This is a genomic window from Amycolatopsis sp. NPDC101161 (genome assembly GCF_044768185.1).
In the GTDB taxonomy this organism is placed as follows: Bacteria; Actinomycetota; Actinomycetes; order Mycobacteriales; family Pseudonocardiaceae; genus Amycolatopsis.
On record NZ_JBIWPI010000009.1, the window covers coordinates 226,717 to 251,775 of the forward strand.

The following is a 25,059-nucleotide window of genomic DNA, read 5'->3' on the forward strand; positions in this document are numbered from 1 at the left end:
AATCCGCACCGGACCTGCGCGTCGAGTGGTCCGTCAAACAATCACCACACCGACCAACGGCGGATTTACAACGTTGTACCAACGATGTAAAAGTTATCCCCGCACGAGCTCGCCCGCCGTGGAAGGGGCCACCGATGTCCTCCCGAGAACGCGCTCACCTGACCCGCCGGGACCTGCTCCGGCTCGCCGGAGGCACGACCGCCGCCGTCGCCGCCGCGCTGTGGCTGCCCGGCACCGCGGCCGCCGCGGGCACCTTCAGCCCGATCCGGCCGCCCGCCACCCCGCTCATCGTCCGTTCGCCCTACCTGTCCACCTGGCAGCCCGCCGACAACCTCGCCGGCACGTGGTCGAGCTTCTGGACCGGGCACATCACCGCGTTGTGCGGCCTCGCCCGCATCGACGGCGCCGCGTACGTCTTCGCCGGTCAGCCCGCCCTGCCGGCCGGGCCCGCGCTCACCCCGATGACGCAGGTCAGCCTGCAGGTCACCGGCACGCGCTCGACCTACGTCCTCACCGGCGGCGGCGTGAACCTCACCGTCACGTTCTTCTCGCCCGTCGACCCGGCGAACCTGCAGCGCCAGTGCGTGCCCTTCGGCTACGTGACCCTCCAGGCCGCGAGCGCCGACGGCCGCGCGCACGCCGTCGACCTGCACTTCGACACCTCCGCCGAGTGGGTGCACGGCGACACGTCCACGCCGGTCACCTGGACCCAGCAGCAGTCGGGCGGCTACACCCTGCTCAGCTGCACCCCGGCGAGCCCGGGCGTCCTGCAGGAGAACGGCGACCAGGCGAGCTGGGGCCGGCTCGTGCTCGCCGCGCCGACGTCCGGGACCAGCTGGCAGATCGGGCAGGACACCGTCGTGCGCGCCGCCTCGGCGGGCCAGGGCGCTTTGCCCGACACCAGCGACACCGCCCAGCCGCGCGCGATCAACGACCGCTGGCCGGTGCTGGCCTTCAACAAGGACCTCGGCACGATCCCGGCCGGCGGCACGTCGGCCCCCTTCACTCTGTCGATCGGGCACGTCCGCACGCCCGCCGTCCGCTACCTGGGCACCCAGCTGAACCCCTGGTGGACGCACTACTGGGGCAGCTGGCCGGACATGACTGTCTGGTTCGGCAACGACTACGCGGCCGCGCTGTCCGCCGCGACCGCGATCGACCAGCGCCTGCACGACGACGCCGTCGCCGCGGCCGGCGGCGGCACCACCGGTGAGCACTACGCCGGGATCTGCGCGCTGGCACTGCGCCAGGCCTTCGGTGGCACCGAACTCGTCGACCGCGGCGGCGCGCCGTGGGGCTTCTTGAAGGAGATCTCCTCCAACGGCAACATGTCCACAGTGGACGTCACCTACCCGGCGTTCCCGGCCTACCTCTACCTGTCCCCGGCCTACCTGCGCTTGGTCCTGGAGCCCCTGCTGGACTACGCCGAGCGCGGCGGCTGGCCGATGCAGTTCGCCGAGCACGACCTCGGCACCCACTACCCGGACGCGACCGGCCACAACGACGGCAACGAGGAGAGCATGCCGGTCGAGGAGTCGGCCAACCTGCTGATCATGGCGGCCGCGCTGGTCCAGCGGCTGCCGTCGGCGGACGCCGTCGCCTTCGCGACCACCCACTACCGGATCCTGCGGCAGTGGGCCGAGTACCTGATCGGCAACACCCTCGACCCCGGCTTCCAGAACCAGACCGACGACTTCACCGGCTTCATCGCCCACAGCGCCAACCTCGCGCTGAAGGGCATCATCGGCGTCGGCGCGATGGGGGTCATCGCCGCGGCGACCGGCAACACCGCCGACGTCCAGCGCTACCGCTCGACGTCCCGCAGCTACATCAGCCAGTGGGTGACGCTCGCCCAGGACTCGTCGAACCAGCACCTCAAGCTCGCCTACGACCAGGCCGGCACCTGGAGCCTGAAGTACAACGGCTTCGCCGACCGCGTGCTCGGCCTCGACCTGGTCCCGCTCGGCGTCGCGGCGCAGGAGGCGGCCTGGTACCAGGGCCGCGTCGGCGCCCACGGCGTCGTGCTCGACCCGCGCAACAACTACACGAAGGCCGACTGGGAGCTGTGGACCGCGGCGTGGCTCACCGACCAGCCGAACATCCGCAACTCGCTGGTCGAAGGCGTCTACAGCTACGCGAACGTCACGCCGCAGCGGGTGCCGTTCAGTGACTGGTACGTCGTCGCCGACGCCACCCAGCGGGGCTTCCAGGCCCGCCCGGTGGCCGGCGGCTACCTGGCCCTGCTGACGCGCCCGGCGGCGTCGGCCACGCTCTGGCGGAAGCTGCAGAACCAGCGGTCGGGCAAGGTGCTCGCCGTGTCGAACATGTCGCTGGCCGACACCGCCGAAGTGACCCAGTGGTCGGACAACGGCACGGCCGACCACCTCTGGACGGTGGTCGACAACGGCGACGGCACCGTCCGGATCGTCAACCGCAACAGCGGCAAGGTCCTCGCGGTGCACGACCAGAGCCTCGACAACGGCGCCCACGTCCAGCAGTTCCAGGACAACGGCACCCCCGACCACAACTGGCGGATCGTCGACGCGGGCGGCGGCTGGTCGAAGCTCGTCAACGTCCGCAGCGGCAAGGTGATGGCGGTCGACCAGCAGTTCACCGCGGACGGCGCCCAGGTGACCCAGTGGGACGACAACGGGACACCGGACCACCTGTGGCGGTTCGTCTGACGCGGTTTGCGACACTGGCGCCGTGTGCGCCGACCCCCTCCGCCGGTTCCTCGACGAACGGGACCCGCCGACCCCGTGCCTCGTCGTCGACACCGACGCCGTCGCGGCCCGGGCGCGCGAGGTCCGGGCGGCGTTCCCGGGCGCGCTGATCCGGTACGCGGTCAAGGCCAACCCGGCGCCACCGGTGCTCGACGCGCTGGTGGCGGCCGGGCTCGGCTTCGACGTCGCCGGGCCCGCCGAGGTCGCGCTGTGCCTGGAGCGCGGCGCGGACCCGGCGGACCTCGCCTACGGCAACCCGATCAAGAAACCCCGGGACATCGCGTACGCCTTCGAGCGCGGCGTCCGCGAGTTCACTTCGGACGCCGCGGCCGACGTCGACCACCTGGCCGCGCACGCGCCCGGCTCGGCCGTGTCGATCCGGGTGCTGCTCGACGCGCCCGACTCGGTGACGCCGTTCGGCCGGAAGTTCGGCTGCGAGCCGGCCGAGGCCCTCGACCTCGTGCTGCGGGCGGCCGCGCGCGGGCTGCGGCCGGGCATCGCCTTCCACGTCGGGTCGCAGCAACCGGACGCCGGCGCGTGGGAGATCGGCATCGCCACGGCGGCGAAGCTGTTCGCCGAGGCCGCGGCGCAGGGTGTCGCGATGACGCGGCTCAACCTGGGCGGTGGCTTCGCGACCACCCACCGGACCGCGGTGCCCACCCTGGCCGCGTACGCGGCGACCATCGAGTCGGCGCTCGATACCTATTTCCCCGGTGAGCGACCCGAGCTGATGCTGGAGCCGGGCCGGGTGCTCGTCGCCGACGCGGGCCTGCTCCGGACCGAGGTCGTGCTGGTCGCGCACCGCGGCGAGCGGCGCTGGGTGTACCTCGACATCGGCCGCTACAACGGGCTCGCCGAGAGCGAGAACGAGGCGATCGCCTACCGGTTCGAGCCGGTGGCGGCCCACGACGGCCTGAGCGGGCCGGTGGTGCTCGCCGGGCCGACCTGCGACGGCGACGACGTCCTCTACCAGCGGACGCCGTACGAGCTGCCGCTGTCGCTGACCACCGGCGACCGGCTCGACCTGCCGGGCACCGGCGCCTACACCGCGAGCTACGCCTCGGTCGGGTTCAACGGCATCGAGCCGTTGCGCACCCACTGCCTCGGGCGGTGGGGCGATGCCTGAGATCGGCCGGTTCACCGGGCGCCACGTGCTCGCCGAACTGCACGGCGTCGACCCGGGCCTGCTCAACGACGCGGTTCGCCTCGGCGAACTGCTGCGGGCGGCGGTGACGGAGGCGGGCGCGACGGTCGTCGACGTCGTGGCCAAGCGGTTCGTGCCGCAGGGGGCCACGGTGATCGCGCTGCTCGCCGAGTCGCACGCGTCCGTGCACACCTACCCCGAGCACGGCTCGCTGTTCGCCGACGTCTTCACCTGCGGCTCGCGGGCCGACCCCGAGCACGCGCTGCGGCTGCTGGCGAAATCGCTGGACGCCGCTTCGGTCCACCTGTCCGTCCTGCACCGCGGAGAACGCTGATGCCCCTGATCCACGAACCGGTCGGCGCCGGCCTCACCCGCGTCTGGGAGGTCGGCGACGTGCGCTTCCACGAGCGCACGCCGTACCAGGAGGTGCTGATCGGGACGACGGCGCAGGGCATTGCGCTGTTCTGCGACGGGGAACGGCAGAGCACCGAAGCGAGCCAGCTCGTCTACCACGAGGCGCTGATGGTGCCCGCGCTCCTGCTGGCCGAGCGCGTGCGGCGGGTGCTGATCATCGGGTCGAGCGAGGGCGTGGCCTCCGAGCTGGCGGTCGCCGCGGGCGCCGGCCACGTCGACCACGTCGACATCGACGAGCGGGCCGTGCGGGCCTGCGCCGAGCACCTGCCCTACGGCTACACGACCGCCGACCTCGCCCGCGGCACCGGGTCGATCCGGGTGTCCTATGAGGACGGCTGGGCGTTCCTCGCCGCGGCCGAAGACCGCGGCGACACCTACGACGTCGTCGTGATCGACCTCCCGGACGAGAACACCGACCCGGACGCGCAGCACAACCGCTTGTACGGCACGGACTTCCTCGGCCGGTGCGCCCGCGTCCTCGCGCCCGGCGGGGTGGTGACCTGCCAGGCGGGCTGCCCGACGCTGTGGCGCAACGAAACGCTGCTCGCGGCGTGGCGGCGGTTCCGCGAGGTGTTCGGGACGGTCCTGTACTTCGGTTCCGACGAGCACGAGTGGGCGTTCCTGACCGGCCGCGCCGACGTCGTCGACGACCCGGGCGCGCTGGTGGCGCGGCGGTTCGCGGAGCGGGGGAGCGGCGCGGCCACGCTGGACGCCGAAGCGCTGCTCGGCGGGACGATCCCGCCGTACTCGCTCCGGCACGCCAGTGGTCCGGACCAGCCGTGACCGATGATTGTCCGACCTAATCGAGTATTCAAACGATAAAAACCGGGAAATGGATTTCCCGCACTCCGCGTTGTCGTGTTACTCCGTTCAGTGGCCGTCGAAAAGGTTGCGATCGCGCTACGATCCGTTCCGCGCGCGATCATCGTGATCAAAAGGCACCGTGGCCCATTTGGAGGAGCGTCATGCTCGGTATGTTGGTCGTAGCCGGAATGGTTCTGTCCGCCCTCGCCGCACCCGTCGATTCCCCGGCGACGTCGGCTCCGGCCGAACGGATCACGCTCGACGTCAAGACCATCAACGGGTCGGGCTGCCCGGCGGGCACGGCCACGGCGACGGCCGACGTCGCCTCCGACAACACGTCGTTCACGGTGCACTACACGAACTTCACCGCCAAGGCCGGCGGTGGCGCGTCCGCGCTCGACGCCCGGAAGAACTGCCAGATCAACGTGCTCGTCCATGTACCGCAAGGGTTCACGTACGCGATCGCCGAAGCCGACTACCGCGGTTTCGCGCACATCGAGAGCGGGGCGAGCGCACTCGAGCAGGCCAACTACTACTTCACGGGCACGGCGCCGACGGCCCGGGTCCGCCACACGTTCCCCGGCCCGTTCCACGGCGTGTGGCGCGCGACGGACACCACCGACGTGGCGGCGCTCGTGTTCGCGCCGTGCGGTGAGGACCGCAACCTGAACATCAATGCGGAACTGCGCGCGGACGCGGGCACATCCGGGGGAACGAGTTACATCGAAATGGATTCCGAACACGCCAGCGTGGACACGATTTACCACTTCGCGTGGAAGACCTGCTGAATTGCGGGAAATGGCCCGCTCATCGGAACCGGGCCGGTGAGCGGGCCGCTTCGCACTAGACGTGGGTGACCAGGAGTGTCACTCCCGCTTCGCCGCCGCAGTCGACGAAGACCGGCCCGACGCCGTTGCCGATGTGCTGCGCCACGTTCGCCTTGGCGACGAAGTGGTCCGGCCCGGCGTCGACGATCCGGATGTTCTCCAGCGCCGGGTGCTCCGGGAAGCCGCCGAGGACGGACTTCAGGCCGGTGCCCCCGCCGCAGCTGCCGGTGATGGTCACTTCCTGGCCGCGGTGCGTGGTCGGGTTCGGCGTCACCTCGACGGTGGCCCGCGCTCCCTTGGGCGGCTGAGTGGTCATGGTCCCCTCCGTGGTCCCCGCGGCCGCCGACGTGCTGCCGGCGATCCCGATGGTCACCGCCGTGACGAGCCCGGCCGCGGCGGCCAGCCCGGTCACCGTGCGGGTGGTCCTGCTGCGCATGGTGTTCTCCTCCCTGGATCCGGGGTTCGCCGGATCTGCTTCGTCAGTCGCCGCGGGACGGGCCCGGGGTTCTCGGCGAAGGGGAGTGAGACGTGGATCACAGTCGGCAGGGAGCCACTCGCACGTCCACAAGGGACGGAGGGGCCGCTAGTCGAGCGCGCCCGACGCCGGCAGGTCGGCCGGTTCGCCCTTGGCGGCCGGGGCCAGCGTGCATCGTCGTTCGAACCGCTCCATCAGGACGGTAGCGATCAGGAGGGCCACTGGGGTGCTCACCGCGATCCACATGCCAGAAGAGCTACCCAGGCCCGCCGGAGATGAATCGCCGCGATGACGGCGGCGGGGGCCGTCGGTGGCCGCCGAGGGCCCGCTGATCCGAGCCTGGCCTGGGCGGAGCCGGTCAGGTCACCGGTTGGTCTCGATCCGCGGACAGCCGGGTGATCACCTGCAGCAACCCGGCCCGGAACGCGGCGTCCTCGCTCAGGTCGCCGAGCACCGCGGGCTCGGCCCGCACCGCCCGTTCGTGCACCGCGCGGCCGCGGGCCGTCAGCCGGGTGACGTGCCGCCGGGCGTCCGCCGGGTCCGGGGTGCGCGTGACGAACCCCGCCTTGGCCAGCCGGTCGAGGGTGCGGCTGATCGTCTGGTCCGTCACCTGGCAGCGCTGGGCCAGCGTCCGCTGGGGGAGCGGCCCGTCGCGCAAGGTGTGCAGCGCGATCAGCCCCGCGTGGGTGAGCCCCAGGTCGTCGAGCACCGCCGCCCAGCGGTGCTCGACCAGGCGTGCTGCCACGGCCAGGAGCCGGCCGGTCGGCCACGTGCTCAGGTCGGGTTCGGGGGTTGTGCTCACCGTCACTCCGGGTCGTCGTGCAGAATGTTCAGCTTGCTGAACAATTGGGCGTGTTCGCCCTCGAAAGGACCTTAGCGACCATGGACGACAAGCCGCGCCGGCTCCGCTGGCTGATCCCCGCCCTCCTGGTGATCGCCTGGCTCGGGCTGGGCGGGTTCGGCGGCCCGTTCGCCGGGAAGCTCGGCGAAGTCGCGAAGAACGACAACGCCGCCTTCCTGCCGCGTTCGGCCGAGGCCACCGAGGTCTCCGACGAGCAGAAGGCCTTCAGCCCGCGCCAGGTGCTGCCCGCGACCGTCGTCGCCGAGCGCACCACCGGCCTGACCGCGGAAGACCGCCGGTTCCTCGACGCCAAGGCCCAGGAACTGGGCACCGTGCCCGGCGTCGTCGGCCCGCTCGGGCAACCCGAGAAGGCGCCGCGCGACGACCAGGCCGTGCAGCTGGCCGTCCCGATCCTCGCCGGCGGCAACCCCGCCGACGTCGTCAAGGAGGTCCGCGCGAAGCTGACCGGAGCGCCGCCGGGGCTCACCGTGCTGGTCACCGGGCCCGCCGGGCAGATCGCGGACCTGGTGACGGCGTTCGGCGGCATCGACGGCATCCTGCTGCTCGTTGCCGGCGGCGTCGTCGCGCTGATCCTCATCGTCGTCTACCGGAGCCCGCTGCTGCCGTTCCTCGTGCTGCTGTCGGCGGTGTTCGCGCTCGGGCTGGCCAGTCTCGTCGTCTACCTGCTGGCGAAGAACGACGTCCTCGCGCTCAACGGGCAGAGCCAGGGCATCCTCTCGATCCTCGTCTTCGGCGCGGCGACCGACTACGCGCTGCTGACCGTCGCCCGGTTCCGGGAACAGCTGCGGGACACGCCGAGCCGCTTCGACGCGCTGAAACTCGCGTGGCGCGCGACGCTCGAACCGATCGCCGCGTCCGCGGGCACGGTCATCCTCGGGGTGCTGTGCCTGCTGTTCAGCGACCTGAACTCGAACAAGGGCCTCGGGCCCGTCGCGGCGATCGGCATCGGTGCCGCGCTGCTGGCGTCCACCACGTTCCTGCCCGCCGTGCTGGCGCTGTGCGGCCGCGGCGCGTTCTGGCCGTTCAAGCCGGCGCTCGGCTCGCCGCACCCCGAGACGTCCGGGATCTGGGGTCGCGTGGCCGGGCTGGTCGGCCGCCGCCCGCGCGCGGTGTGGGTGACGACGGCGCTCGTCCTCGGTGTGGGTGTCGCGTTCCTGCCGCAGCTCAAGGCGTCCGGCACCGCGCAGTCCGACGTCTTCCTGACCCAGGTCGAATCCGGCACCGGGCAGGACATCCTCGGCAAGCACTTCCCGGGCGGCCTCGGCGCGCCCGTCATCACGATCGCCGACGCGGACGCGGTGCCCGCGGTCCTCAAGGCGTCCACAATGGACGGAGTGGCGCAGTCCGTGCCGCTGCCCAAGGTGGTGAACGGCCGCGTCCAGATCCTGTCCGTGCTGAACGACCCGGCCGACTCCGAGGCGGCGGTCGCGACGGTCGGGCGGCTGCGGGACGCCGTGCACGCGGTCCCCGGCGCGAACGCGAAGGTCGGCGGCCCGACGGCGATCCAGCTCGACACGCAGAAGACGTCCGAGCGCGACCGCGCGCTGATCATCCCGATCGTGCTGCTGGTCATCTTCCTGGTGCTGGCCCTGCTGCTGCGGTCGCTGCTCGCCCCGCTGCTGCTGATCGCGACCGTGGTGCTCTCCTTCGCCGCGACGATGGGCGTGTCCGCGGTGGTGTTCAACCACATCCTGGACTTCCCGGGAGCGGACCCGGTGGTGCCGCTGTTCGGGTTCGTCTTCCTGGTGGCGCTGGGCATCGACTACAACATCTTCCTGATGACGCGGGTCCGCGAAGAGGCGCTGACCCGGGGCACGCGCGACGGGACGCTGCGCGGGCTGTCGCTGACCGGCGGCGTGATCACCTCGGCGGGCGTGGTGCTCGCCGCGACGTTCTCGGCGCTGGCGGTGATCCCGATCCTGTTCCTCGCCCAGATCGCGTTCATCGTCGCGTTCGGCGTCCTGCTGGACACGTTCCTGGTGCGGTCGCTGCTGGTGCCCGCCCTGACGGTCGACGTCGGGCGCCGCGTCTGGTGGCCGTCGAAGCTGGCGAAGGCTACGAAATCGCCCGCTTGAAGTCCGGGCACTCGACGAGCGGCACGTGGTCGCAGCCGGCCGCGTGCCGCAGGCTGTCGCGCATCCGGGTCAGCCGGCCGATCGTGTCGTCCAGCTCGATCGCCTTGGCCGCCATCCGCTCGCGCAGCGCGTCGTCGCTCGGGGTCGCCACCAGGAACCGGGCGATCTCCGCGATCGTGAACCCCGCCCCGCGGGCGCAGGCGATCAGGTCGAGGCGGCCCAGGACGTCCGGGTGGTAGGTGCGGCGCAGGCCGTTGCGGCCGGCCGGTTCGACGAGCCCGCGCTTCTCGTAGAACCGCAGGGCCGAGGGCGCCAGCCCGGACTTCTCGGCGACTTCGGCGATGTCGAGCAGGGTCATCAAGGCCTCCTTGACTTGAAGCGTAGTTCAAGTCGGACGATGGCGGCCATGAAGATCCACCACCTCAACTGCGGGTCCGTGCGGCAGATCGAAGCCCCCGGCCTGCCGCCCGCGCCCGCGGTCAACCACTGCCTGCTCGCCGAAACCGACCACGACGGTCTCGTGCTCGTCGAAACCGGCCTCGGCCTCGACGACGTCCGCGACCCCGCCGCCACCCTGGGCGGCGACTGGGTGACGATGGCCCAGCCGCTGCTCAGCGAAGACGAGACCGCCGTCCGCCAAGTCGCCCGGCTCGGCTTCGCGCCCGAAGACGTGCGGCACGTCGTCGTCACGCACCTCGACGTCGACCACTGCGGCGGCCTGCCCGACTTCCCGGCCGCGCGGGTCCACGTCCTGGCCGCCGAGCGGGACGCCGCGCTGGCCGAAGCGCCGAGCTTCCGCTACCGGCCCGCGCACTGGGCGCACGGGCCGCAGTGGGAGACTTACGAGCCGCCCTCCGGCGACGACTGGTTCGGCTTCGCGTCGGTGCGGCTCAGGGGCGTGCGCGCGGACATCCGGCTGGTCCCGCTCGGCGGGCACACCGCGGGCCACGCCGGGGTCGCCGTCCACGACGGCTCGCGGTGGCTGCTGCACTGCGGCGACGCGTACTACTACCACCGGGAGCTCGAGGTGGCCCCGATGCCGCACCCGGTCCTCGACGTCGTCCAGACCCGCTCGGAAATCCACCACGACCTGCGCCTGGGCACGCAGGCGCGGCTGCGCGAGCTCGTCCGCGGCCACGGCGACGAGGTGACGGTCTTCAGCGCCCACGACCCGTGGGAGCTGGCCCGCCTGCGCGCCTAGGAGTCGAGCCGGGCGCGGGACTGCCGGGTTTCGCCGGTGAGGTACGCCGTCGTGCCCGTCAGGGCCAGCAGCCGGTCCAGCGACGCCGGCCGGTTGTCCAGGTGCAACCGGGCGCCCGCGCCCGTCACCGCGCGGTGCACCAGCAGCAGGGTCGACAGCCCGGAGGAGTCGCAGAAGGCGAGCCCGGCGCAGTCGAGCCGCACGTCCCGCACCCCTGGGTGGTCGGCCAGCCGGTCGGTGACCAGCCGCAGCAGCGACCCGGCCGTGGCGAACTCGAGCGGGCCGGTGATCGTGACGCGGGCCGGTTCGCCGTCCGGCGCGGCCCACGTGCAGGTCAACGTCATGCCGAGACCGCCGATCCGGCGGCCGGGCCCGCCACGTGCGTGCGTGCCGCGCGGAGCAGGCCGGTGGCCCGCGGGAAGTCGCGCAGCTCCGCCTCGAGCAGCTCGAGGGCGGGAACGAGCGAGGCGGCCGGGACGCCGCGCGCGGTGAGGATGCCGGCGGTCCAGCTCAGGAAGCCGCTGAACAGCTCTTCGTCGCCGACGTACAGCGCGGTCGCCAGGAACTCGACGATGTGCGCGAGGTCCTCGGCGGTGTGCTGGCGCTGCAGGTCGGTGTAGGCCCGCATGGCCGGGACGCGCTCCTCCAGCCCGGCCAGCACCGCCTTGACCAGCCGGGCCGCGCTGCGGCTGACCAGCGTGTACTCCTGGTCGGCCAGGTGCGGCAGGTCGTCGAGCGGCTGGTGCCCGGCGTGCGGGCGGGGGAGCGGCTCGGTCAGCCGGTCGGCCGCCGAGCGCGCGTCCGGCGCCCACGCCTCGGCGCCGAGCAGCCGGGCGTACCGGCCGTCGGGCCCGAACGCGGCACCCCCGGCGATGACCGGCGTCGCGGCCGCCTGGCACGCGGTGATCGTGGCGTGCGCGGTCGGCAGCCGGGTCGCGATCGACCCGGACAGCGCGACGGCGTCCGGCCCGGTGCGGTGCAGGTGGGCCACCAGGTGCGGGGCGGGCACCTGCGCGCCCAGGTAGTCGACGCGGAAGCCGCGCAGCCGCAGCACCTCGGCGAGCAGCCGGGCGGGCATCGCGTGCCACTCGCCGTCGACGCACGCGACGGTGATCCGGCCGAGGTGCGGCTCGGGCCGCTTCAGCACGTACCCGAAGGTCGCGATGACGCGGTCGTTGATCGCGGTCGCCGCGTGCTCCTGCGCCACGGTCAGGCGGTTGGCCGCCCACTCCTGCCCGACCTTGCGCTGGACCGCGCCGATCACGTCGAGCAGCAGGCTCTCCGGGTCGGCGCCGGCCCCGAGCGCCTGGACCACGACATCACCGGCGGCGTACTCGTCGCCGGTCGTGACGGCGTCCCAGAGCCGTTCGGCGTGCTCGGCCACCCCGGGCGTGCGGGTGGGGGTGCTCATGCCGTGTACCTCCCGCGACCGTGGCCGCCGACCGCGGCCAGGTGCTGGCCGCGCGGCGCGGTGATCGCCAGGACGGCCATGTCGTCGTGGGCGCCGCGGCCGATCCACTGCGACGCCAGCATCTGGATCCGCTCGACGACGGCGTCGGCGGGCATGTTCGCGCACTCGGTGAGGGACTGCCGGAGCCGGTCCTCGCCGAACATCGCGTCCCCGAGCGGGCCGCCGCGCGCCTCGACGATCCCGTCGGTGTAGAGCAGGCACGTCTCGCCGGGGTCGAGCGTGACGTCGGCGCCGGACGACTCGATCTCGGGCAGCACGCCGATCAGGCTCCCGCGGGTGTCGGCCTCCTCGACCCGGCCGTCGGCCCGGACGATCAGCGGCGGCGGGTGGCCGGCGCAGGTGACCCGCAGCCGGACGGTGGCGCCCTCGCGGCGCGCCGAGGCGAGCACGAGCGTGACGAACCGGGCGTTCCGGCCGTCGGCGAGCGTGCGGTTCAGCAGCTTCAGCAGCCGCTCGTGGTCGTCGGCCATCGGCAGCAGGGCGCGCAGCGTGGTGCGGATCTTGCCGGTCAGCACCGCGGCCTCGAGGCCCTTGCCGCAGACGTCGCCGAGCACGGCCAGCGACCCGTCGCCCTCGGTGGTGACCGCCGAGTGCACGTCGTAGAAGTCGCCGCCGATGCGCTCGCCGTCGCGGGCCGGGCGGTAGCGCCCGGCGAACTCGACCCCGCCCAGCTGCTCGAGCGTCGGCGGGAGCAGCTCGCGCATGAGCGTGTCGGTGATCGACGCCTGCAGCGCGAACACGCGCGCCGCCGACATCGCCGCGCCGGCCCGCGCCGCGAACAGCCGCGCGAAGAGCTCTTCGGAGTCGGTGAACGACGCCCGGTCGCCGCGGCGGAGCAGCACCAGCGCGCCGGCGGGGACGCCGTGGCCGGGCAGCGGCGTGACGACGATCGAGCCGACCGGGCCGAAGCCCGCCGGCAGCACCCAGGTGGGTGCCGCGTCCGGGTCGAGCCAGCGCGACGGCACCGGCGGGAAGCCCTGCAGCGCCTCGCCGAGGCCGGGCAGCTCGTCCGGGTCGATCTCCAGGCGGGACCGCGTCGGTTCCCCGTCGCGCAGGCACGTGACGGCCGGGTAGCTCCCGCCGGTGGTGGGCGCCACGACCAGGGCGGCGTCGGCGAGGTGCTGCGCGGCGAGCCGGGCGGCGACCTCCATGCAGCGGTCCAGGTTGAGCGAGCCGAGCAGCGCGGCGGAGGCGTCGCTGAGGAACGCGGTGCGCTCCCGCTCGCGGGCGAGGGAGTCCCGGGCCGCGCGGGCGTCGGTCTCGTCGACCAGCCACCACGTGACGGACTCGCCGTGCCGGATCGGGTGGGCCGCGAAGGACCGCTCGCCGACGTCGCCGCGGACGACCTCGTCGCCGTGGTGGCCGTCGTGGGCGCCGGCCAGCCAGTCCGCCACGGTCTCGGCGAGCCGGCGGCCGGGCTCGGCCGCGGGGAAGAGCGTGCGGGCGGCTTCGTTGAGGGCGAGGACGACCCCGGTGGTGTCGGCGCAGACCGCCGCCACGGGCGCGGCCGCCCAGCCCCGGTCGCCGGTGTCCGGGACGGCCGGCGCGGTGCGCGCCGGGTCAGCCACGCGCACCCGCGGGGTCGTCGGTGGTCAGCTCGGCCCACAGGGTCTTGCCGCTGGGCCGGCGCAGCTGGCCCCAGGCCGCCGCGCAGCGCTCCACCAGCAGGAGCCCGCGGCCGCCCTGGTCGGACGGCGTCCGGCGGCGGGCGGGCTCACCCCCGCCGTCGTCGACCTCGATCCGCAGCTTCGCGGCGCCGGGCAGCAGGCGCACGTGGTAGGGCGCGCGGCCGTGGCGCAGCGCGTTCGAAGTGAGTTCGTCGACCACCATCACCGCGGTGCTGACCACGTTCGCCGGGAGCTCCCGCAGGACCGTGCGGACCCAGTGGCGGACCTTGGCCAGCTCGGTCAGCTCGGCGGTGATGCCGAGCTCGTGCCGGATCGGTCTCCGGTTCACGTCCGCCTCCTTCGCCGCGCCGGGCTCCGGGGAGAACCCTGCCCCTTCTTCATGCCCGGATCCGGGCCCGCCGACACGGGTATCGGAGGAGGTCATGCTTCTTCGCCCCAGGAAGCGCGGACCGCGGCGACGCTCGGGTGCACCGGCATGACGTCGCCGAGGCGGAGCAGCTCGATCGGCCGGAGCACGGCGGGCACGGTCGTCACGACCGCCAGCCGGCCACCCGCCGCACGCAGCCGGCTGCCCAGCAGCAGCAGGACCTGGAGGCAGCTGGAGTCGCAGTACTCGACGTCGGCCATGTCCAGCACGACGCGGTCGGCGCCCGGCTCGGCCGGCAGCGCTTCGGCCAGCTTCGCCGAAACCGCGAAGTCGAACTCACCACGCAGGGTGATGATCCGCGGGTCCCCGCCTTCGCCGACGTCGAGCGACCAGCCGTCACCGGAGTACCGCTGCCGAGGCCGCGTTGCGTCGGTCGTCATGCAGGCTCCAGGATGGGGGATCGGGAACGCGGGCTGGCGGCTCAACCTGCTTCCGACGCAATCTACCAGCGCCGCCGGGCCCAGGCAGCCCGGTGCCCCGGTCACCGTCCTTTGAGGACTTCCTCCCGGCGGGCCGGTTCGGGGGCCGTGCCGGGCTCCGGAACGTCCGGCACGATGGCCGTGTTGACCGTCCGCGTCAGCCGTTCGTAGGGCGCCCGGTGCTCGCCGTCGAGCAGCACGGCCAGCGGCGTCCAGACGCCCACGACGAACACCGACGCGGCCAGCGCGACCGGCAGGAGCAGCCGCTCGGGGTGGCTGCCGAGGTCCCAGTGGTCCAGGTCCAGCACCAGCCACGTCAGCCACAGCGGCGACAGCAGGACGCCGTTGCGGACGAGCAGCGCGATCGGCCCGGCCCGGCGCCGGCCGCGGCGCACCACGCGCAGCAGCATCGCCCGCTTCCCGGGCGTCGACCCGGTCACCGCGGGCAGCACCACGAACCAGACGAGGGCGAGGATGACGACCGGTGTGTCCCGGTGCGTCAGGTCCTCGCCGAACAGCGTGAGCAGGCCGAACAGGAAGCCGAGCAGCGCGGCGAACCCGAGCAGGTCGGTGGCCAGCGCGAAGAGCCGCCGGGTGAACGTGACCTTCGCGGCGTAGCGACGCCGGTCGTGCTCCGGCTCGGGCGAGGGCAGCAGACGGCCGAGCGGCCCGGCGACGAGCCAGCCCACGACGACGCCGGCGGTGTTGAGGATCAGGTCGTCGACGCTGAAGAGCCGGTACGGGCACGGGTAGACGAACCACAGGCCGGTCAGCTGCGTCAGCTCGAAGAACAGCGAGACGCCGAAGCCGATCAGCGTCGCGGGCACGAGCCGCATCCGCTGCGCGTAGCGGACGTAGAACCCCAGCGGCGCCAGCATCACGACGTTGAGCGCGGTGGTCCAGACCGCCGGGTTGTGCAGCAGGGCGCCGGGGCTCCAGTGCCCGCGGGCGCGCTGGGAAACGACTTCGACGAAGTAGAAAGGCCGCAACTGCGGAGAACTCGCGTACGTGTGCCCCGCGCAGTACGCCGGGTCGGCGGGCAGCGGCAGCACCGTCTGCATCGCGATCGCCAGCAGGTAGAAGAGGAACGCGTAGAAGACGAACGTCGGCCAGCCGCCGGCGCGGCCGCGCCGGCGGTAGCTGACGAACGCGGCGGGCAGCATGACGGCCAGTACTAGGAACGGAAAGAGGATCAGGGCCGTCCGCACGGGGACGAGGTAGGTGGCGACCACGGAGCCGGTGGTACCCAGCCGGACGGGGAACGAAGCGTGCTTCCCCCGGACGGCTGGGCGCGCACCGGATCGGGCTCAGCGCACCGCGGGTCCGGACACCGTGGCCGGCGCGGCGGGGAGGCCGGGTCGCGGCCCCCCGCTGCGCCGGCTGATCTCCGCACCCGGCGCCGCGGGGTGCGGCCGCGTCGGGCTCACTGCGGGGGCGCGTCCTGCTGCCCGCCGCCCTGGTTGTGCAGGTAGTCCTTCACCTTCTCGGAGCCCTGGTCGATCTTGTCGGCGTGCTCGCCGAACCGCTGCTTGGCGGCGTCGGCGGCCTTGTCCACGCCCTGGTCGGCCTGGTCCGGGTGCTTGCCGAGCGCTTCCTTGGCCTTGTCGAACAGGTTCATCGGTGCCTCCGTTCGGAATCCGATCTTCGGACACCCCGAGGAGACCACCGGCGCAACCGGCTCGCAACCGAATGGCCGCATTCCCTCACCTGTCGTGGGTATTAGCGCCCCTTTCCCGGGTGAAAGCTCTTCGGCGGGGTTTGGAACCGGCGTGTCCGGGTAGCGGCCGATTCCTTTCCGGCGTGGGCCCGGTCGGTACGGGCATGAGCACTTCCCCGAAAGAGAAACGCGTGGTCGCCGTCGTCGGCGCCACCGGGCGGCAGGGCGGCGGGCTGGTCCGCTCGATCGCCGCGGACCGCGACGGTGACTTCACCGTCCGGGCCGTCACCCGCGACGCGGGTTCGCCGCGCGCGAAGGAACTGGCCGGGCTGGGCGCCGAAGTCGTCGCCGCGGACCTCGACGACCCCGCGTCCGTCGAGGCGGCTTTCACCGGCGCGTACGGCGCTTTCTGCGTCACCGCGGCCCAGGAACACCCACCGGAACGGGAAACCGCGCACGCCGCCACAATGGCCGCGGCCGCCCGGGCCGCCGGTGTCGCGCACGTGGTGTGGTCGACGTTCGAGGACACCCGGACGTTCGTCGCGCCCGGCGACGAGCGGATGCCGGTGCTGCCCGGCGGTTACCTGGTCCCGCACTACGACGCCAAGGGCGCGGCCGACGCGGAGTTCGACGCCGCGTCGACGACCTTCCTGCGGACGGCGTTCTACTGGGAGAACTTCTTCGACGGCGGCCCGCACCGCGGCGAAGACGGAGTTCTCACCTTGGCGCTGCCGCTGGGTTCGGCGCGGCTGCCCGGCATCGCGGTGGCGGACATCGGCCGCTGCGCCCACGCGATCCTCCGCCGTCCGGAGCTGGCCGGGAAAACGGTGAGCGTCACCGGCGAAAACCTCACCGGTGCCGAGCTCGCGGCCGCGTTCGCCGAATTCCTCGGCGAACCGGTGCGGTTCCAGGACGTCCCCGCGAGCGTTCTTCCCGCCGAATTGGGCAACATGTTCCGGTTCACCCAGGACTTCGAAGCCGCGTACGCGGGTGCGCGCGATCCGGCCGCGGTCCGCGACCTCCACCCCGGCCTGCTGACCTTCCGGCAGTGGCTGGCCGAAACCCCGGAAAGGACGTTCCGATGACCCTGTCCCTGTCCGAAGCCGCCCGTGAAGTGCTCGACGGGCCGCACACGGCCGTGCTCGCCACCTCGAACGCCGACGGCCGGCCGCAGTCGTCGGTGATCTTCGTCAAGCGCGACGGCGACACCGTCGTCTTCAGCACCATCAAGGGGCGGCTGAAGACCCGGAACATGGAACGCGACCCGCGGGTCAGCCTGCTGGTGTCGGCCAACCCCGGCCGGTGGGTGGAGCTGCGGGGGACCGTCGAGATCGCCGACGACCCGGAAAAGGTGCTGCTGCACGAAATGTACGACCGGTACATGGGCGGGAAGACACCGCCGCCCGAGCCGGACGCGCAGCGGGTGATCGTCCGGATCGTCCCGGAAAAGCAGTACGACTGGCCGCCGGCGGAGGCCGCTTGAACCAGCCGGGGCCCCAGGCCGTATACCGGGTGAGGATCGCCGGTCCCGCCGCACGGGCCGGGCGGTCACCGCCGCGATCGACGTGAGGCCCGCATGTTTGGAAAGCCCGTCCCGGCCACCCCGGCCGCCGTACCCCTGCCCGACTTCGGGTTGCCCCGGACCGGGCGGCGGCACGCCGTCGCCGGGGTGGTCGTGACCGTGCTGGCCGCGCTGCTGGTGCTGTTCGCGTTGCTGTCCCCGGACGACCTGACGTCCTTCTCGGCCGAAGCGCTGGTGCGGGTGCCGGTCGAGGGGGTCGTCGCCGCCGCGTTGCTGCTGGTCCTGCCGCCGCGGCCGCGGCGGGTCGTCGCGGTGCTCACCGGGCTGGTGCTCGGGCTGCTCGTCGTGCTGAAGGCGCTGGACACGGGCTTCTACGCGACGCTGGAGAAGCCGTTCGACCCGGTCTACGACTGGAGCTTCTTCAGCGCCGGGGTCGAGTTCCTCGCCGGGCAGATCGGCGAAGCGGGCGCGATCGCCGCGCTCGTCGGCGCCGGGGTGCTCGCGGTCGCCGTCGTGGTGCTGATGGTGCTGGCGGTGCTGCGGCTGAGCCGGATCGCCGCCGGGCGCCGGACCGGCGCGACGCGGGTGGTGGCGGTGCTGGGCGTGGTCTGGATCGTCTGCTCGGTGCTGGGGGTCGAGATCGCGCCGGGGCAGCCGGTCGCCGCGCAGAGCGCCGCCGCCCTCGCCTACGGCGACCTGCGCCAGGTCGGTGCCGACCTGCGCGAACAGCGTCCGTTCGGCGAGGTCGCCGCCGAGGACGCGTTCCGCACCACCCCCGGCGACCAGCTGCTCACCGGCCTGCGCGGCAAGAACGTCGTGCTCACCTTCGTCGAGAGCTACGGCCGGATCGCGCTCGACGACCCCGCGATCGCCCCGAAGATCGGCGCCACGCTCGACGCGGGCACGGCCGAGCTGCGCGCGGCGGGCATCGGCGCCAAGAGCGCGTTCCTGTCCTCCTCGACGTTCGGCGGCGGCAGCTGGCTCGCCCACTCCACCGTCGAGTCCGGCATGTGGATCGACAACCAGCAGCGGTACAACAAGCTCCTCGACAGCGACCGGCTGACCCTCGGCGGCGCCTTCCAGAAGGCGGGCTGGAAAACGGTCTGGGACGTCCCCGCGCACACGAAGGACTGGCCGGAGGGACAGCGGTTCTACCACCCGGACGCCTACTACGACTTCCGGAACATCGGGTACAAGGGACCCGGGTACGCCTACGCCACGATGCCCGACCAGTACACGTTCTCGATGCTGCGGCGCAACGAGCTCGCGAAGAGCGCGGACAAGCCCGTGATGGCCGAGGTGGACCTGGTCTCCAGCCACGCGCCGTGGTCGCCGCGGCCCTGGCTGGTGGACTGGAACCAGGTCGGCGACGGCTCGGTCTTCGCGCCGCAGCCGGCCGCGGGCGAGGCACCGGAGTCGGTCTGGAAGGACCCGGCGAAGATCCGCGACGCCTACCGCGACGCCACCGACTACTCGCTGAAGACGGTGATCTCGTTCATGCAGCACTACGGCGACGACAACACCGTCCTGGTGTTCCTCGGCGACCACCAGCCGCCGGTCGTCACGCCGCAGGGCGCGGTGCACGACGTGCCGATCACGATCGTCGCCAAGGACCCGAAGGTGCTGGACCGGATCTCCGGCTGGGGCTGGACGGACGGCCTGCACCCGGCCGCGCAGGCGCCGGTCTGGAAGATGGACTCGTTCCGCGACCGCTTCCTGACCGCGTTCGCCCGCTGACCGTCCACTGAGGACACTCCGTCCGGTGGCTTCCGGGGACGCGCCCCGTGCGCCTATCCTGGAGCCGCCGGGCGGGGGAGCCCGGCCGATCCACGGACACGGGAGGGTAAGTGGATCAGCAGGGGGAGTCTCGTTTCGCGTACCGCGGCGCGCCGCCCGGGGTCGTGCCCTACTACCTGGCGATCGAGGCCGGCGCCGTCGCGCTGCTGGTCCTGGCCGTGCCCTCGACGAAACCGGCCCCGCGGGAGTGGTTCTTCTTCGCCGTCCTGCTCGCCTCGGCGGTCGTGCAGACCGAGCTGTCGGCGAAGGCCGAGCGGATGCGCCGGTTCCTGTCCCGGAACCCGCACGTCAGCGTCGCGTCGGTGTGGTACTTCGCCGGGGCGCTCGTGCTGCCGCCGGTCCTGGCCGCCGTCCTAGCGGTGCTGGTCTACGGCCACCTCTGGGGGCGCACGGCGGGCGGGGTGCCGGGCAGCCGGCTGTACCGGGCGACGTGCTCGGCCGCGACGCTCGTGGTCACCGTCTTCGCGGCCGGAGCCGTCGCCGGCGTGGCCGGGCCGATCGCGTCCGGCCTGACGCTGGGCCTGGTCAACACGCTGCTCGTGATGGTCGGGTTCAAGCTCCACGAGCCGGGCCGCCCGTTCCTGTCCTTGGCGGGATCGGTGTCGGAGAACCTGCTCGACGCGGCGACGCTGTGCCTCGGCATCGTGGCGGCGGCGCTGCTGCCGGTGCAGCCGTGGCTGGTCCCGCTGCTGGTGCTGCCGGTCGTGCTGCTGCACCGCGGCGAGCTCGGGCGGCGGCTGGAACTGCAGGCCCGGGACCCCAAGACCGGGCTGCTGACCAGCGGTGAGTGGCGGGCGCGGGCAGAGGCCGAGCTGAGCCGGGCGGCGCGCGCCGGCGGTGACTGCGGGATCCTGATGCTCGACCTCGACCACTTCAAGCGCGTCAACGACACCTACGGGCACCTGGCGGGCGACGACGTCCTGCGCGCGGTGGCCGACGCGGTCCGGGGCGAGGTGCGGGTCTACGACTCGGTCGGCCGGTTCGGCGGCGAGGAGTTCGTCGTGCTGCTGCCGGGCATCGGGCAGGTCCACTCCGTCGCGGTCGCCGAACGGATCCGCGACGCGGTGGCGGGACTGGCCGTCGTGGCGGCGGACGGCACGCGGATCGCCGGGCTCTCGGTGTCGGTCGGGGTGGCGGTGCACCCGGCCGCGGGCCGCGCGGTGGACGAGGTGCTGGGCGCCGCGGACAAGGCCGTTTACGCGGCGAAGAACGCCGGCCGCGATCGGGTTTGCGTCAGCCGTTGAGGAATTGCGGCCCCGGCCGCCATCCGTCCAGGGTCGCGGGCTAGCCCGGATGGAGCAGCGTGGTGACTTTCCGCTGCGCGCATTCACTGGCCCGATGAATTGCCGGTAATTCTTCCGCGCTTCTACGCTTCATAACGTCGGGTTTCTCCGCGTTGAGGAGTGTGCATGCGAAGGAAATTGGCGGTTCTCGGGGTCGCTGTGTTTTCGTTGTTCGGGTTGTCGGTCGTGCCCGCGGCCGCGGCCGGCGGCGACTTCGCGCCACCCGGCTGTTTCGGCGAGCGCTACGGAACCCTCTTCGGCGAGGGCGTTTCGGTGAGCTGCTTCCCCGGTGAGGGCTACGGGTACCGCGTGCTCGCGCAGTGCACGAACGGCAGTGCGTTCTGGTTCGTGGCCGGCGATTTCGTGCCGTACGGATTCGGTCCGGCGGTGGCGGAATGTTCGGGCGCGCTGCTGGTCCCGGCGCGGGTGGTGGCCTACCGGGTCGACGAAATCTGATTCGCGCGCGGAACCGTCCGGTCGCCCATTCCCGGGTGGCCGGGCGGTGCCGTGTCCGCGTTTCACGAGGTGCGCCGGTCGTCCATCGCGTCGCGGTCCCAGTCGATTCCGAGCCCGGGCGTTTCCGGGGGCACCGCGTGCCCGTTTTCGACTTTCAGCTCGGTGCGCGTGATCGCGCGCAGCTGGGGGATGTGCTCGACGTACCGCCCATTCGGCACGGCCGCCGCGAGGCTCACGTGCAGTTCCATCAGGAAGTGCGGGCAGACGTCGACGGTGAAGGCCTCGGCCAGGTGGGCGACCTTGAGCCACGGCGTGATGCCGCCGACGCGCGCGACGTCCGGCTGCACGATGGACGCGGCGCCGCGGTGCAGGTAGTCGCGGAACTGCGCGACCGAGTACAGCGACTCGCCCACGGCGACCGGGATCGCGGTCGCGGCGGCGAGCCGGGCGTGCCCGCTGACGTCGTCGGCCGGCAGCGGCTCCTCCAGCCAGAAGAGGTCGAGCGGGGCGAAGGCGGCCGCCCGCCGGACGGCCTCGGCGGCCGTCATCGATTGGTTCGCGTCCACCATGAGGTCCAGCCGCGGCCCGACGGCTTCGCGGACCGCGGTGAGCCGCTCGAGGTCGTCGGGCTTGCCGATCTTCACCTTCACCCCGCCCCACCCGGCGGCCGCGGCGGCTTTCGCGCCGGTGACGAGCTCTTCGGTGGTCAGGTGCAGCCAGCCGCCTTCGGTGTCGTAGAGCGGAACGCGCGGCCGGAACCCGCCGGCGACGCGCCACAGGGGTTCCGCGGCCCGCCGGCATTTGAGGTCCCACAACGCGGTGTCGACGGCGGCGAGGGCGAGTGAGGTGATGGCGCCGACGCTCGTCGCCCGCGTGGCGGCGAAGAGGTCCCGCCACAGCGCTTCGACCAGCCGCGAGTCCCGGCCGAGGAGCCGGGGGAGCAGGTGGTCCCGCAGCAGGGCGACGACGGAGCTGCCGCCGGTGCCGATCGTGTAGGAGTAGCCGAGGCCGGTGTTCCCGTCGGCGGTGGTGAGCTCGACGAAGACGGTCTCCTGCGAGGTGAACGCCTGCACGGCGTCGGTCCGGGTTTGTTCGACCTCGACATCGACCAGAAAGACTTCAGCGCGCGTGACGACGGTCAACGGTTCCCCTGACGCAAGATCCTATAGGAAATACGATTCTTGCCGGGTGAGGCGTGGGCTGTCAACGGCCGGTCTCTCGGGGGACGGTCATGCACGTCTGCTGCCCCGCAGACTCTGGTTCCCGCCGCGCCCCGCACCCACGTGCTGTACTTGGTCCAGACCTTCGTCGGCGCGGACGGGTGACACCGGTTCGCGCTTTTCTCGCGCGCACGAAAACCCTTCTCCCGCAATGCATCCACGCCGGAAGTCCGCAATGGACGGTCGTTCGCCTCCGCGAATTCCGGACAGAAGACCGGACATTTCTGGACCGCCCACGCAACCGCCCGCACACTCGGCCCACGGTGTGTTTCTTTCCCCCTGCCCGAAGGAGACCTCATGCGTCGAAGAATCGCCCTCGCCCTCGGCGGCGCCGCCGTCCTGACCGCGTCACTCGCGTCCTCCTCGCTCAGCCCGGCCGTCGCGTCGCCGGGGTTGATCGCCGCCATGCAACGGGACTTCGGCCTGACCGCCACCCAGGCCGAAACCCGGCTCGGGCAGGAAGTCACCGCCGCGCGCGTGATGCCGGCCGCCCAGAAGGCCGCCGGTGCCGCGTTCGGGGGTGCCTGGTTCGATCCCGCGCTCGGCAAGCTCGTCGTCGGCGTGACCGACCCGGCCGCGGCGAACGCCGTCCGGCAGGCCGGCGCCGAAGCCGCGCCGGCCAAGGTCAGCGCCGCCAAGCTCGACGCCGCGAAAGCCGCGATCGACGCTTCCGCCAAGGCGAACCCCGCGCCGGCGGCGGTCAGCGGCTGGCGCACCGACCCGCGCGCCGGCAGCGTCGTCGTCACCCTGCGGCCGGGCGCGCACGGTGCCGACGTCGACGCCTTCCTCGCGAAAGCCCGCCAAGCCGGCCCGGTCACCGTCGCGACGACTCCGGCCGCCGAGCCGTTCTCGGCCGGCACCGTCGGCGGCGACCCGTACTACATCAACGGCAACACCCGCTGCTCGATCGGCTTTTCCGTGCAGGGCGGCTTCGTCAGCGCCGGGCACTGCGGCGGCGTCGGCAGCTCGGTCGTCGGCTGGGACGGCTCGGCGATGGGCACCTTCGCCGGCTCCTCCTTCCCCGGCAACGACTACTCGTTCATCCGGATCGGCAACGGCTGGTGGACCGCGCCGGTCGTGCTCGGCTGGGGCACGGTGAGCGACGCGCTCGTCCGCGGCTCGTGGGTCGCGCCCGTCGGGACGTCGGTCTGCCGTTCGGGCTCGACGACGCACTGGCACTGCGGGGTCGTCGAAGGGCTCAACGAGACGGTCAACTACTCCCAGGGCGCCGTCTACCAGGTCACCCGCACGAACGTCTGCGCCGAACCGGGTGACTCCGGCGGCTCGTTCATCACGGGCGACCAGGCCCAGGGCGTCACCTCCGGCGGCTGGGGCAACTGCAGCTCCGGCGGCGAGACGTGGTTCCAGCCGGTGAACGAGATCCTGCAGACCTACGGCCTGTCCCTCGTGACGGCGTAGGGAAAAATCTCCGGCGGCGGCCGATGAATCCGGCGGCCGCCGCCGGTAGGTACCGGTGAGGCCGCGCCACCAGGGCGCGGCGAAGACCACCGGGAGCAGTCATGAGCGTGATCGTCGTCGAGTTCCTCACCCTGGACGGCGTCGTCGAGGACCCGGACGGCTCCGGGGGCACGGCCACCGGCGGCTGGGCCTTCCGGCACGGCCCGGAAGCCGTGGCGGGGGACAAGTTCCGGCTCGGCACCCTCCTCGAGACCGGCACCCTGCTGCTCGGCCGGAAGACGTGGGAGCTCTTCTCGAAGATCTGGCCCGGCCGCACGGACGAGTTCTCCGTGCGGCTCAACAACGCCGCCAAGCTGGTCGCCTCGACCACCCTCACCGACGTGTCCGCCTGGCAGAACTCCACGCTCCTGCACGGAGATCTCGTCGCCGGGGTGGAGCGGCACGAGGGCGACATCATCGTGATCGGCTCGCTCGGGATCGCGCAGACCCTGGCCCGCCACGGCCTCGTCGACGAGTACCGGCTGCTCGTCTTCCCGACCGCCGTGGGAGCGGGCCGGCGGCTGTTCGAATCCCCCGCGGACCTCACCCTCGAGTCCACCACCCGGGTCGGAGCCGCGATCCTCAGCACCTACCGGACGCGCTAGGTCCGCAAGAGGCTCGCGAGCCAGCCGCCGAGGACCTGCTGGACCTCGGCGCGGGTCCGCCCCGGGTCGTCCGCCGCGGCGATCATCCGGGCCGCTTCCATCACCGCGCTGAGCACGAGCTGGGCCAGGGCCCGGACGGGCATCTCGACGATCAGCCCGTCCGCCCTGGCCTGCTCGAGCACGGCGACGATCAGGCCGAGGCCGTACTCCGCCTCGATCTCGCGCCAGACCTCCCAGCCGAGCACCGCGGGCGCGTCGGTGAGGGAGATGCGGCGGACCTCCTCGCGCAGGCACGCGTCGAGGAAGACGCCGAGGCCCTGCAGCATGCCGGTCAGCGGGTCCGCGCCGCCGGCGAACGCGGCCTGGACCTCTTGGGTCAGTTCGCGTTCCAGTTCTTCGACGACGGCGCGGAACAGACCCTGCTTGTCGGCGTAGTGGTGGTACAGCGCGCCGCGGGTGACGCCGGCGGCGCGGGTGATCTCGTCCGCCGGGACGGCCTGGTAGCCGCGGGCGGCGAACAGTTCGCGCGCGGCGGCGACCAGCGCGGCCTTGGTGCCGGCGGAACGGTCCTGCTGGGTACGTCGCACCCGC

27 protein-coding genes are annotated in these 25,059 nt (G+C 72.7%); 14 read left to right on the forward strand and 13 right to left on the reverse strand.

From position 1 onward, the window contains the following. Positions 1-134: 134 nt before the first annotated feature. The 5 genes from ACIRSS_RS49635 to ACIRSS_RS49655 all read left to right on the forward strand — a co-directional run bounded on the left by ACIRSS_RS49635 (position 135) and on the right by ACIRSS_RS49655 (position 5,873). A complete protein-coding gene (locus tag ACIRSS_RS49635) occupies positions 135-2,684 on the forward strand; it encodes a glutaminase domain-containing protein (RefSeq protein ID WP_400909347.1) in 2,550 nt (849 codons plus the stop codon). A 22-nt stretch (positions 2,685-2,706) separates the two neighbouring features. Then, positions 2,707-3,849 (forward strand): type III PLP-dependent enzyme, encoded by a 1,143-nt coding sequence (locus ACIRSS_RS49640; protein WP_400909349.1) that lies wholly within the window; start codon positions 2,707-2,709, stop codon positions 3,847-3,849. After that, complete coding sequence (speD, locus tag ACIRSS_RS49645) at positions 3,842-4,201, forward strand: adenosylmethionine decarboxylase (protein WP_400909351.1); 360 nt, start codon at positions 3,842-3,844, stop codon at positions 4,199-4,201. Before ACIRSS_RS49640 ends, speD begins: the two co-directional genes overlap by 8 nt. Further along, positions 4,201-5,064 carry a spermidine synthase gene (locus tag ACIRSS_RS49650; protein WP_400909353.1) on the forward strand — a complete coding sequence of 288 codons (864 nt, stop codon included), beginning with the start codon at positions 4,201-4,203 and terminating at the stop codon, positions 5,062-5,064. The genes speD and ACIRSS_RS49650 overlap by 1 nt, the downstream gene beginning before the upstream one ends. 182 nt (positions 5,065-5,246) lie before the next feature. After that, positions 5,247-5,873: a DUF4360 domain-containing protein gene (locus tag ACIRSS_RS49655; protein ID WP_400909355.1), complete on the forward strand. Its 627-nt coding sequence runs from the start codon at positions 5,247-5,249 to the stop codon at positions 5,871-5,873. Positions 5,874-5,928: 55 nt separating this feature from the next. Here the strand turns inward: ACIRSS_RS49655 and ACIRSS_RS49660 are convergent, their stop codons facing one another. The 3 genes from ACIRSS_RS49660 to ACIRSS_RS49670 form a co-directional block, all read right to left on the reverse strand. Further along, positions 5,929-6,348, reverse strand: a complete 420-nt coding sequence (locus ACIRSS_RS49660; RefSeq protein WP_400909356.1) for a hypothetical protein — start codon at positions 6,346-6,348, stop codon at positions 5,929-5,931. A gap of 147 nt (positions 6,349-6,495) precedes the next feature. Beyond that, the gene (locus tag ACIRSS_RS49665) at positions 6,496-6,621 is read right to left on the reverse strand and encodes a hypothetical protein (protein ID WP_400909358.1); all 126 of its coding nucleotides are present in this window, start codon (positions 6,619-6,621) and stop codon (positions 6,496-6,498) included. A 124-nt stretch (positions 6,622-6,745) separates the two neighbouring features. Beyond that, positions 6,746-7,195 (reverse strand): MarR family winged helix-turn-helix transcriptional regulator, encoded by a 450-nt coding sequence (locus ACIRSS_RS49670; protein ID WP_400909360.1) that lies wholly within the window; start codon positions 7,193-7,195, stop codon positions 6,746-6,748. 74 nt (positions 7,196-7,269) lie between these two features. Between ACIRSS_RS49670 and ACIRSS_RS49675 the strand changes: the two genes are divergently transcribed. Continuing rightward, the gene (locus ACIRSS_RS49675; protein ID WP_400909362.1) at positions 7,270-9,324 is read left to right on the forward strand and encodes an MMPL family transporter; all 2,055 of its coding nucleotides are present in this window, start codon (positions 7,270-7,272) and stop codon (positions 9,322-9,324) included. On the opposite strand, the gene ACIRSS_RS49680 is transcribed toward ACIRSS_RS49675, so the two are convergent. Next, the gene (locus ACIRSS_RS49680) at positions 9,305-9,682 is read right to left on the reverse strand and encodes a MerR family transcriptional regulator (protein ID WP_400909363.1); all 378 of its coding nucleotides are present in this window, start codon (positions 9,680-9,682) and stop codon (positions 9,305-9,307) included. The two genes, ACIRSS_RS49675 and ACIRSS_RS49680, sit on opposite strands and share 20 nt — an antisense overlap. 48 nt (positions 9,683-9,730) lie before the next feature. Between ACIRSS_RS49680 and ACIRSS_RS49685 the strand changes: the two genes are divergently transcribed. After that, positions 9,731-10,525 (forward strand): MBL fold metallo-hydrolase, encoded by a 795-nt coding sequence (locus ACIRSS_RS49685; protein ID WP_400909365.1) that lies wholly within the window; start codon positions 9,731-9,733, stop codon positions 10,523-10,525. On the opposite strand, the gene ACIRSS_RS49690 is transcribed toward ACIRSS_RS49685, so the two are convergent. From ACIRSS_RS49690 to ACIRSS_RS49720, 7 genes are all read right to left on the reverse strand, one after another. Continuing rightward, entirely contained in the window at positions 10,522-10,869 is a 348-nt protein-coding gene (locus ACIRSS_RS49690; protein WP_400909367.1) for an STAS domain-containing protein, read from the reverse strand. The two genes, ACIRSS_RS49685 and ACIRSS_RS49690, sit on opposite strands and share 4 nt — an antisense overlap. After that, a complete protein-coding gene (locus ACIRSS_RS49695) occupies positions 10,866-11,936 on the reverse strand; it encodes a B12-binding domain-containing protein (RefSeq protein WP_400909369.1) in 1,071 nt (356 codons plus the stop codon). Before ACIRSS_RS49695 ends, ACIRSS_RS49690 begins: the two co-directional genes overlap by 4 nt. Then, positions 11,933-13,564, reverse strand: coding sequence for a PP2C family protein-serine/threonine phosphatase (locus tag ACIRSS_RS49700; RefSeq protein ID WP_400909371.1), 1,632 nt, complete (start codon positions 13,562-13,564; stop codon positions 11,933-11,935). Before ACIRSS_RS49700 ends, ACIRSS_RS49695 begins: the two co-directional genes overlap by 4 nt. After that, on the reverse strand, positions 13,557-13,952 hold the full coding sequence (locus tag ACIRSS_RS49705; RefSeq protein ID WP_400909373.1) for an ATP-binding protein: 396 nt from the start codon (positions 13,950-13,952) through the stop codon (positions 13,557-13,559). The genes ACIRSS_RS49700 and ACIRSS_RS49705 overlap by 8 nt, the downstream gene beginning before the upstream one ends. A 92-nt stretch (positions 13,953-14,044) precedes the next feature. Further along, complete coding sequence (locus tag ACIRSS_RS49710) at positions 14,045-14,431, reverse strand: STAS domain-containing protein (protein ID WP_400909375.1); 387 nt, start codon at positions 14,429-14,431, stop codon at positions 14,045-14,047. Between the two features lie 101 nt (positions 14,432-14,532). After that, entirely contained in the window at positions 14,533-15,702 is a 1,170-nt protein-coding gene (locus ACIRSS_RS49715) for a VanZ family protein (RefSeq protein WP_400909376.1), read from the reverse strand. A gap of 191 nt (positions 15,703-15,893) precedes the next feature. Next, positions 15,894-16,088 (reverse strand): antitoxin, encoded by a 195-nt coding sequence (locus tag ACIRSS_RS49720; protein WP_364466844.1) that lies wholly within the window; start codon positions 16,086-16,088, stop codon positions 15,894-15,896. Between the two features lie 203 nt (positions 16,089-16,291). On the opposite strand from ACIRSS_RS49720, the gene ACIRSS_RS49725 reads away from it, so the two are divergent. From ACIRSS_RS49725 to ACIRSS_RS49745, 5 genes are all read left to right on the forward strand, one after another. Then, positions 16,292-17,212 carry an NmrA family NAD(P)-binding protein gene (locus tag ACIRSS_RS49725; protein WP_400909379.1) on the forward strand — a complete coding sequence of 307 codons (921 nt, stop codon included), beginning with the start codon at positions 16,292-16,294 and terminating at the stop codon, positions 17,210-17,212. Next, on the forward strand, positions 17,209-17,610 hold the full coding sequence (locus ACIRSS_RS49730) for a PPOX class F420-dependent oxidoreductase (protein ID WP_400909381.1): 402 nt from the start codon (positions 17,209-17,211) through the stop codon (positions 17,608-17,610). Before ACIRSS_RS49725 ends, ACIRSS_RS49730 begins: the two co-directional genes overlap by 4 nt. Positions 17,611-17,703: 93 nt before the next feature. Continuing rightward, positions 17,704-19,386: a sulfatase-like hydrolase/transferase gene (locus tag ACIRSS_RS49735; RefSeq protein WP_400909382.1), complete on the forward strand. Its 1,683-nt coding sequence runs from the start codon at positions 17,704-17,706 to the stop codon at positions 19,384-19,386. A gap of 110 nt (positions 19,387-19,496) precedes the next feature. Then, the gene (locus ACIRSS_RS49740) at positions 19,497-20,690 is read left to right on the forward strand and encodes a GGDEF domain-containing protein (protein ID WP_400909384.1); all 1,194 of its coding nucleotides are present in this window, start codon (positions 19,497-19,499) and stop codon (positions 20,688-20,690) included. A 165-nt stretch (positions 20,691-20,855) separates the two neighbouring features. Further along, positions 20,856-21,185, forward strand: a complete 330-nt coding sequence (locus ACIRSS_RS49745; protein ID WP_400909386.1) for a hypothetical protein — start codon at positions 20,856-20,858, stop codon at positions 21,183-21,185. 62 nt (positions 21,186-21,247) lie between these two features. On the opposite strand, the gene ACIRSS_RS49750 is transcribed toward ACIRSS_RS49745, so the two are convergent. Then, positions 21,248-22,327, reverse strand: coding sequence for a mandelate racemase/muconate lactonizing enzyme family protein (locus ACIRSS_RS49750; protein ID WP_400909388.1), 1,080 nt, complete (start codon positions 22,325-22,327; stop codon positions 21,248-21,250). A gap of 375 nt (positions 22,328-22,702) precedes the next feature. On the opposite strand from ACIRSS_RS49750, the gene ACIRSS_RS49755 reads away from it, so the two are divergent. Then, positions 22,703-23,824: a S1 family peptidase gene (locus ACIRSS_RS49755; RefSeq protein WP_400909390.1), complete on the forward strand. Its 1,122-nt coding sequence runs from the start codon at positions 22,703-22,705 to the stop codon at positions 23,822-23,824. A gap of 101 nt (positions 23,825-23,925) precedes the next feature. Beyond that, entirely contained in the window at positions 23,926-24,468 is a 543-nt protein-coding gene (locus ACIRSS_RS49760) for a dihydrofolate reductase family protein (protein WP_400909392.1), read from the forward strand. On the opposite strand, the gene ACIRSS_RS49765 is transcribed toward ACIRSS_RS49760, so the two are convergent. Beyond that, positions 24,465-25,055 carry a TetR/AcrR family transcriptional regulator gene (locus ACIRSS_RS49765; protein WP_400909394.1) on the reverse strand — a complete coding sequence of 197 codons (591 nt, stop codon included), beginning with the start codon at positions 25,053-25,055 and terminating at the stop codon, positions 24,465-24,467. The two genes, ACIRSS_RS49760 and ACIRSS_RS49765, sit on opposite strands and share 4 nt — an antisense overlap. Positions 25,056-25,059: the final 4 nt, after the last annotated feature.

What these genes read in the sequence shown, in the direction of transcription:
- ACIRSS_RS49635 (WP_400909347.1), top strand. Translation starts at nt 135, where the DNA reads ATGTCCTCCCGAGAACGCGCTCACCTGACCCGCCGGGACCTGCTCCGG.
- ACIRSS_RS49735 (WP_400909382.1), top strand. Translation starts at nt 17,704, where the DNA reads ATGTTTGGAAAGCCCGTCCCGGCCACCCCGGCCGCCGTACCCCTGCCC.
- ACIRSS_RS49690 (WP_400909367.1), bottom strand. Translation starts at nt 10,869, where the DNA reads ATGACGTTGACCTGCACGTGGGCCGCGCCGGACGGCGAACCGGCCCGC.
- ACIRSS_RS49685 (WP_400909365.1), top strand. Translation starts at nt 9,731, where the DNA reads ATGAAGATCCACCACCTCAACTGCGGGTCCGTGCGGCAGATCGAAGCC.
- ACIRSS_RS49655 (WP_400909355.1), top strand. Translation starts at nt 5,247, where the DNA reads ATGCTCGGTATGTTGGTCGTAGCCGGAATGGTTCTGTCCGCCCTCGCC.
- ACIRSS_RS49720 (WP_364466844.1), bottom strand. Translation starts at nt 16,088, where the DNA reads ATGAACCTGTTCGACAAGGCCAAGGAAGCGCTCGGCAAGCACCCGGAC.
- ACIRSS_RS49745 (WP_400909386.1), top strand. Translation starts at nt 20,856, where the DNA reads ATGCGAAGGAAATTGGCGGTTCTCGGGGTCGCTGTGTTTTCGTTGTTC.
- ACIRSS_RS49650 (WP_400909353.1), top strand. Translation starts at nt 4,201, where the DNA reads ATGCCCCTGATCCACGAACCGGTCGGCGCCGGCCTCACCCGCGTCTGG.
- ACIRSS_RS49725 (WP_400909379.1), top strand. Translation starts at nt 16,292, where the DNA reads ATGAGCACTTCCCCGAAAGAGAAACGCGTGGTCGCCGTCGTCGGCGCC.
- ACIRSS_RS49680 (WP_400909363.1), bottom strand. Translation starts at nt 9,682, where the DNA reads ATGACCCTGCTCGACATCGCCGAAGTCGCCGAGAAGTCCGGGCTGGCG.
- ACIRSS_RS49710 (WP_400909375.1), bottom strand. Translation starts at nt 14,431, where the DNA reads ATGACGACCGACGCAACGCGGCCTCGGCAGCGGTACTCCGGTGACGGC.
- ACIRSS_RS49695 (WP_400909369.1), bottom strand. Translation starts at nt 11,936, where the DNA reads ATGAGCACCCCCACCCGCACGCCCGGGGTGGCCGAGCACGCCGAACGG.
- ACIRSS_RS49660 (WP_400909356.1), bottom strand. Translation starts at nt 6,348, where the DNA reads ATGCGCAGCAGGACCACCCGCACGGTGACCGGGCTGGCCGCCGCGGCC.
- speD (WP_400909351.1), top strand. Translation starts at nt 3,842, where the DNA reads ATGCCTGAGATCGGCCGGTTCACCGGGCGCCACGTGCTCGCCGAACTG.
- ACIRSS_RS49760 (WP_400909392.1), top strand. Translation starts at nt 23,926, where the DNA reads ATGAGCGTGATCGTCGTCGAGTTCCTCACCCTGGACGGCGTCGTCGAG.
- ACIRSS_RS49675 (WP_400909362.1), top strand. Translation starts at nt 7,270, where the DNA reads ATGGACGACAAGCCGCGCCGGCTCCGCTGGCTGATCCCCGCCCTCCTG.
- ACIRSS_RS49730 (WP_400909381.1), top strand. Translation starts at nt 17,209, where the DNA reads ATGACCCTGTCCCTGTCCGAAGCCGCCCGTGAAGTGCTCGACGGGCCG.
- ACIRSS_RS49755 (WP_400909390.1), top strand. Translation starts at nt 22,703, where the DNA reads ATGCGTCGAAGAATCGCCCTCGCCCTCGGCGGCGCCGCCGTCCTGACC.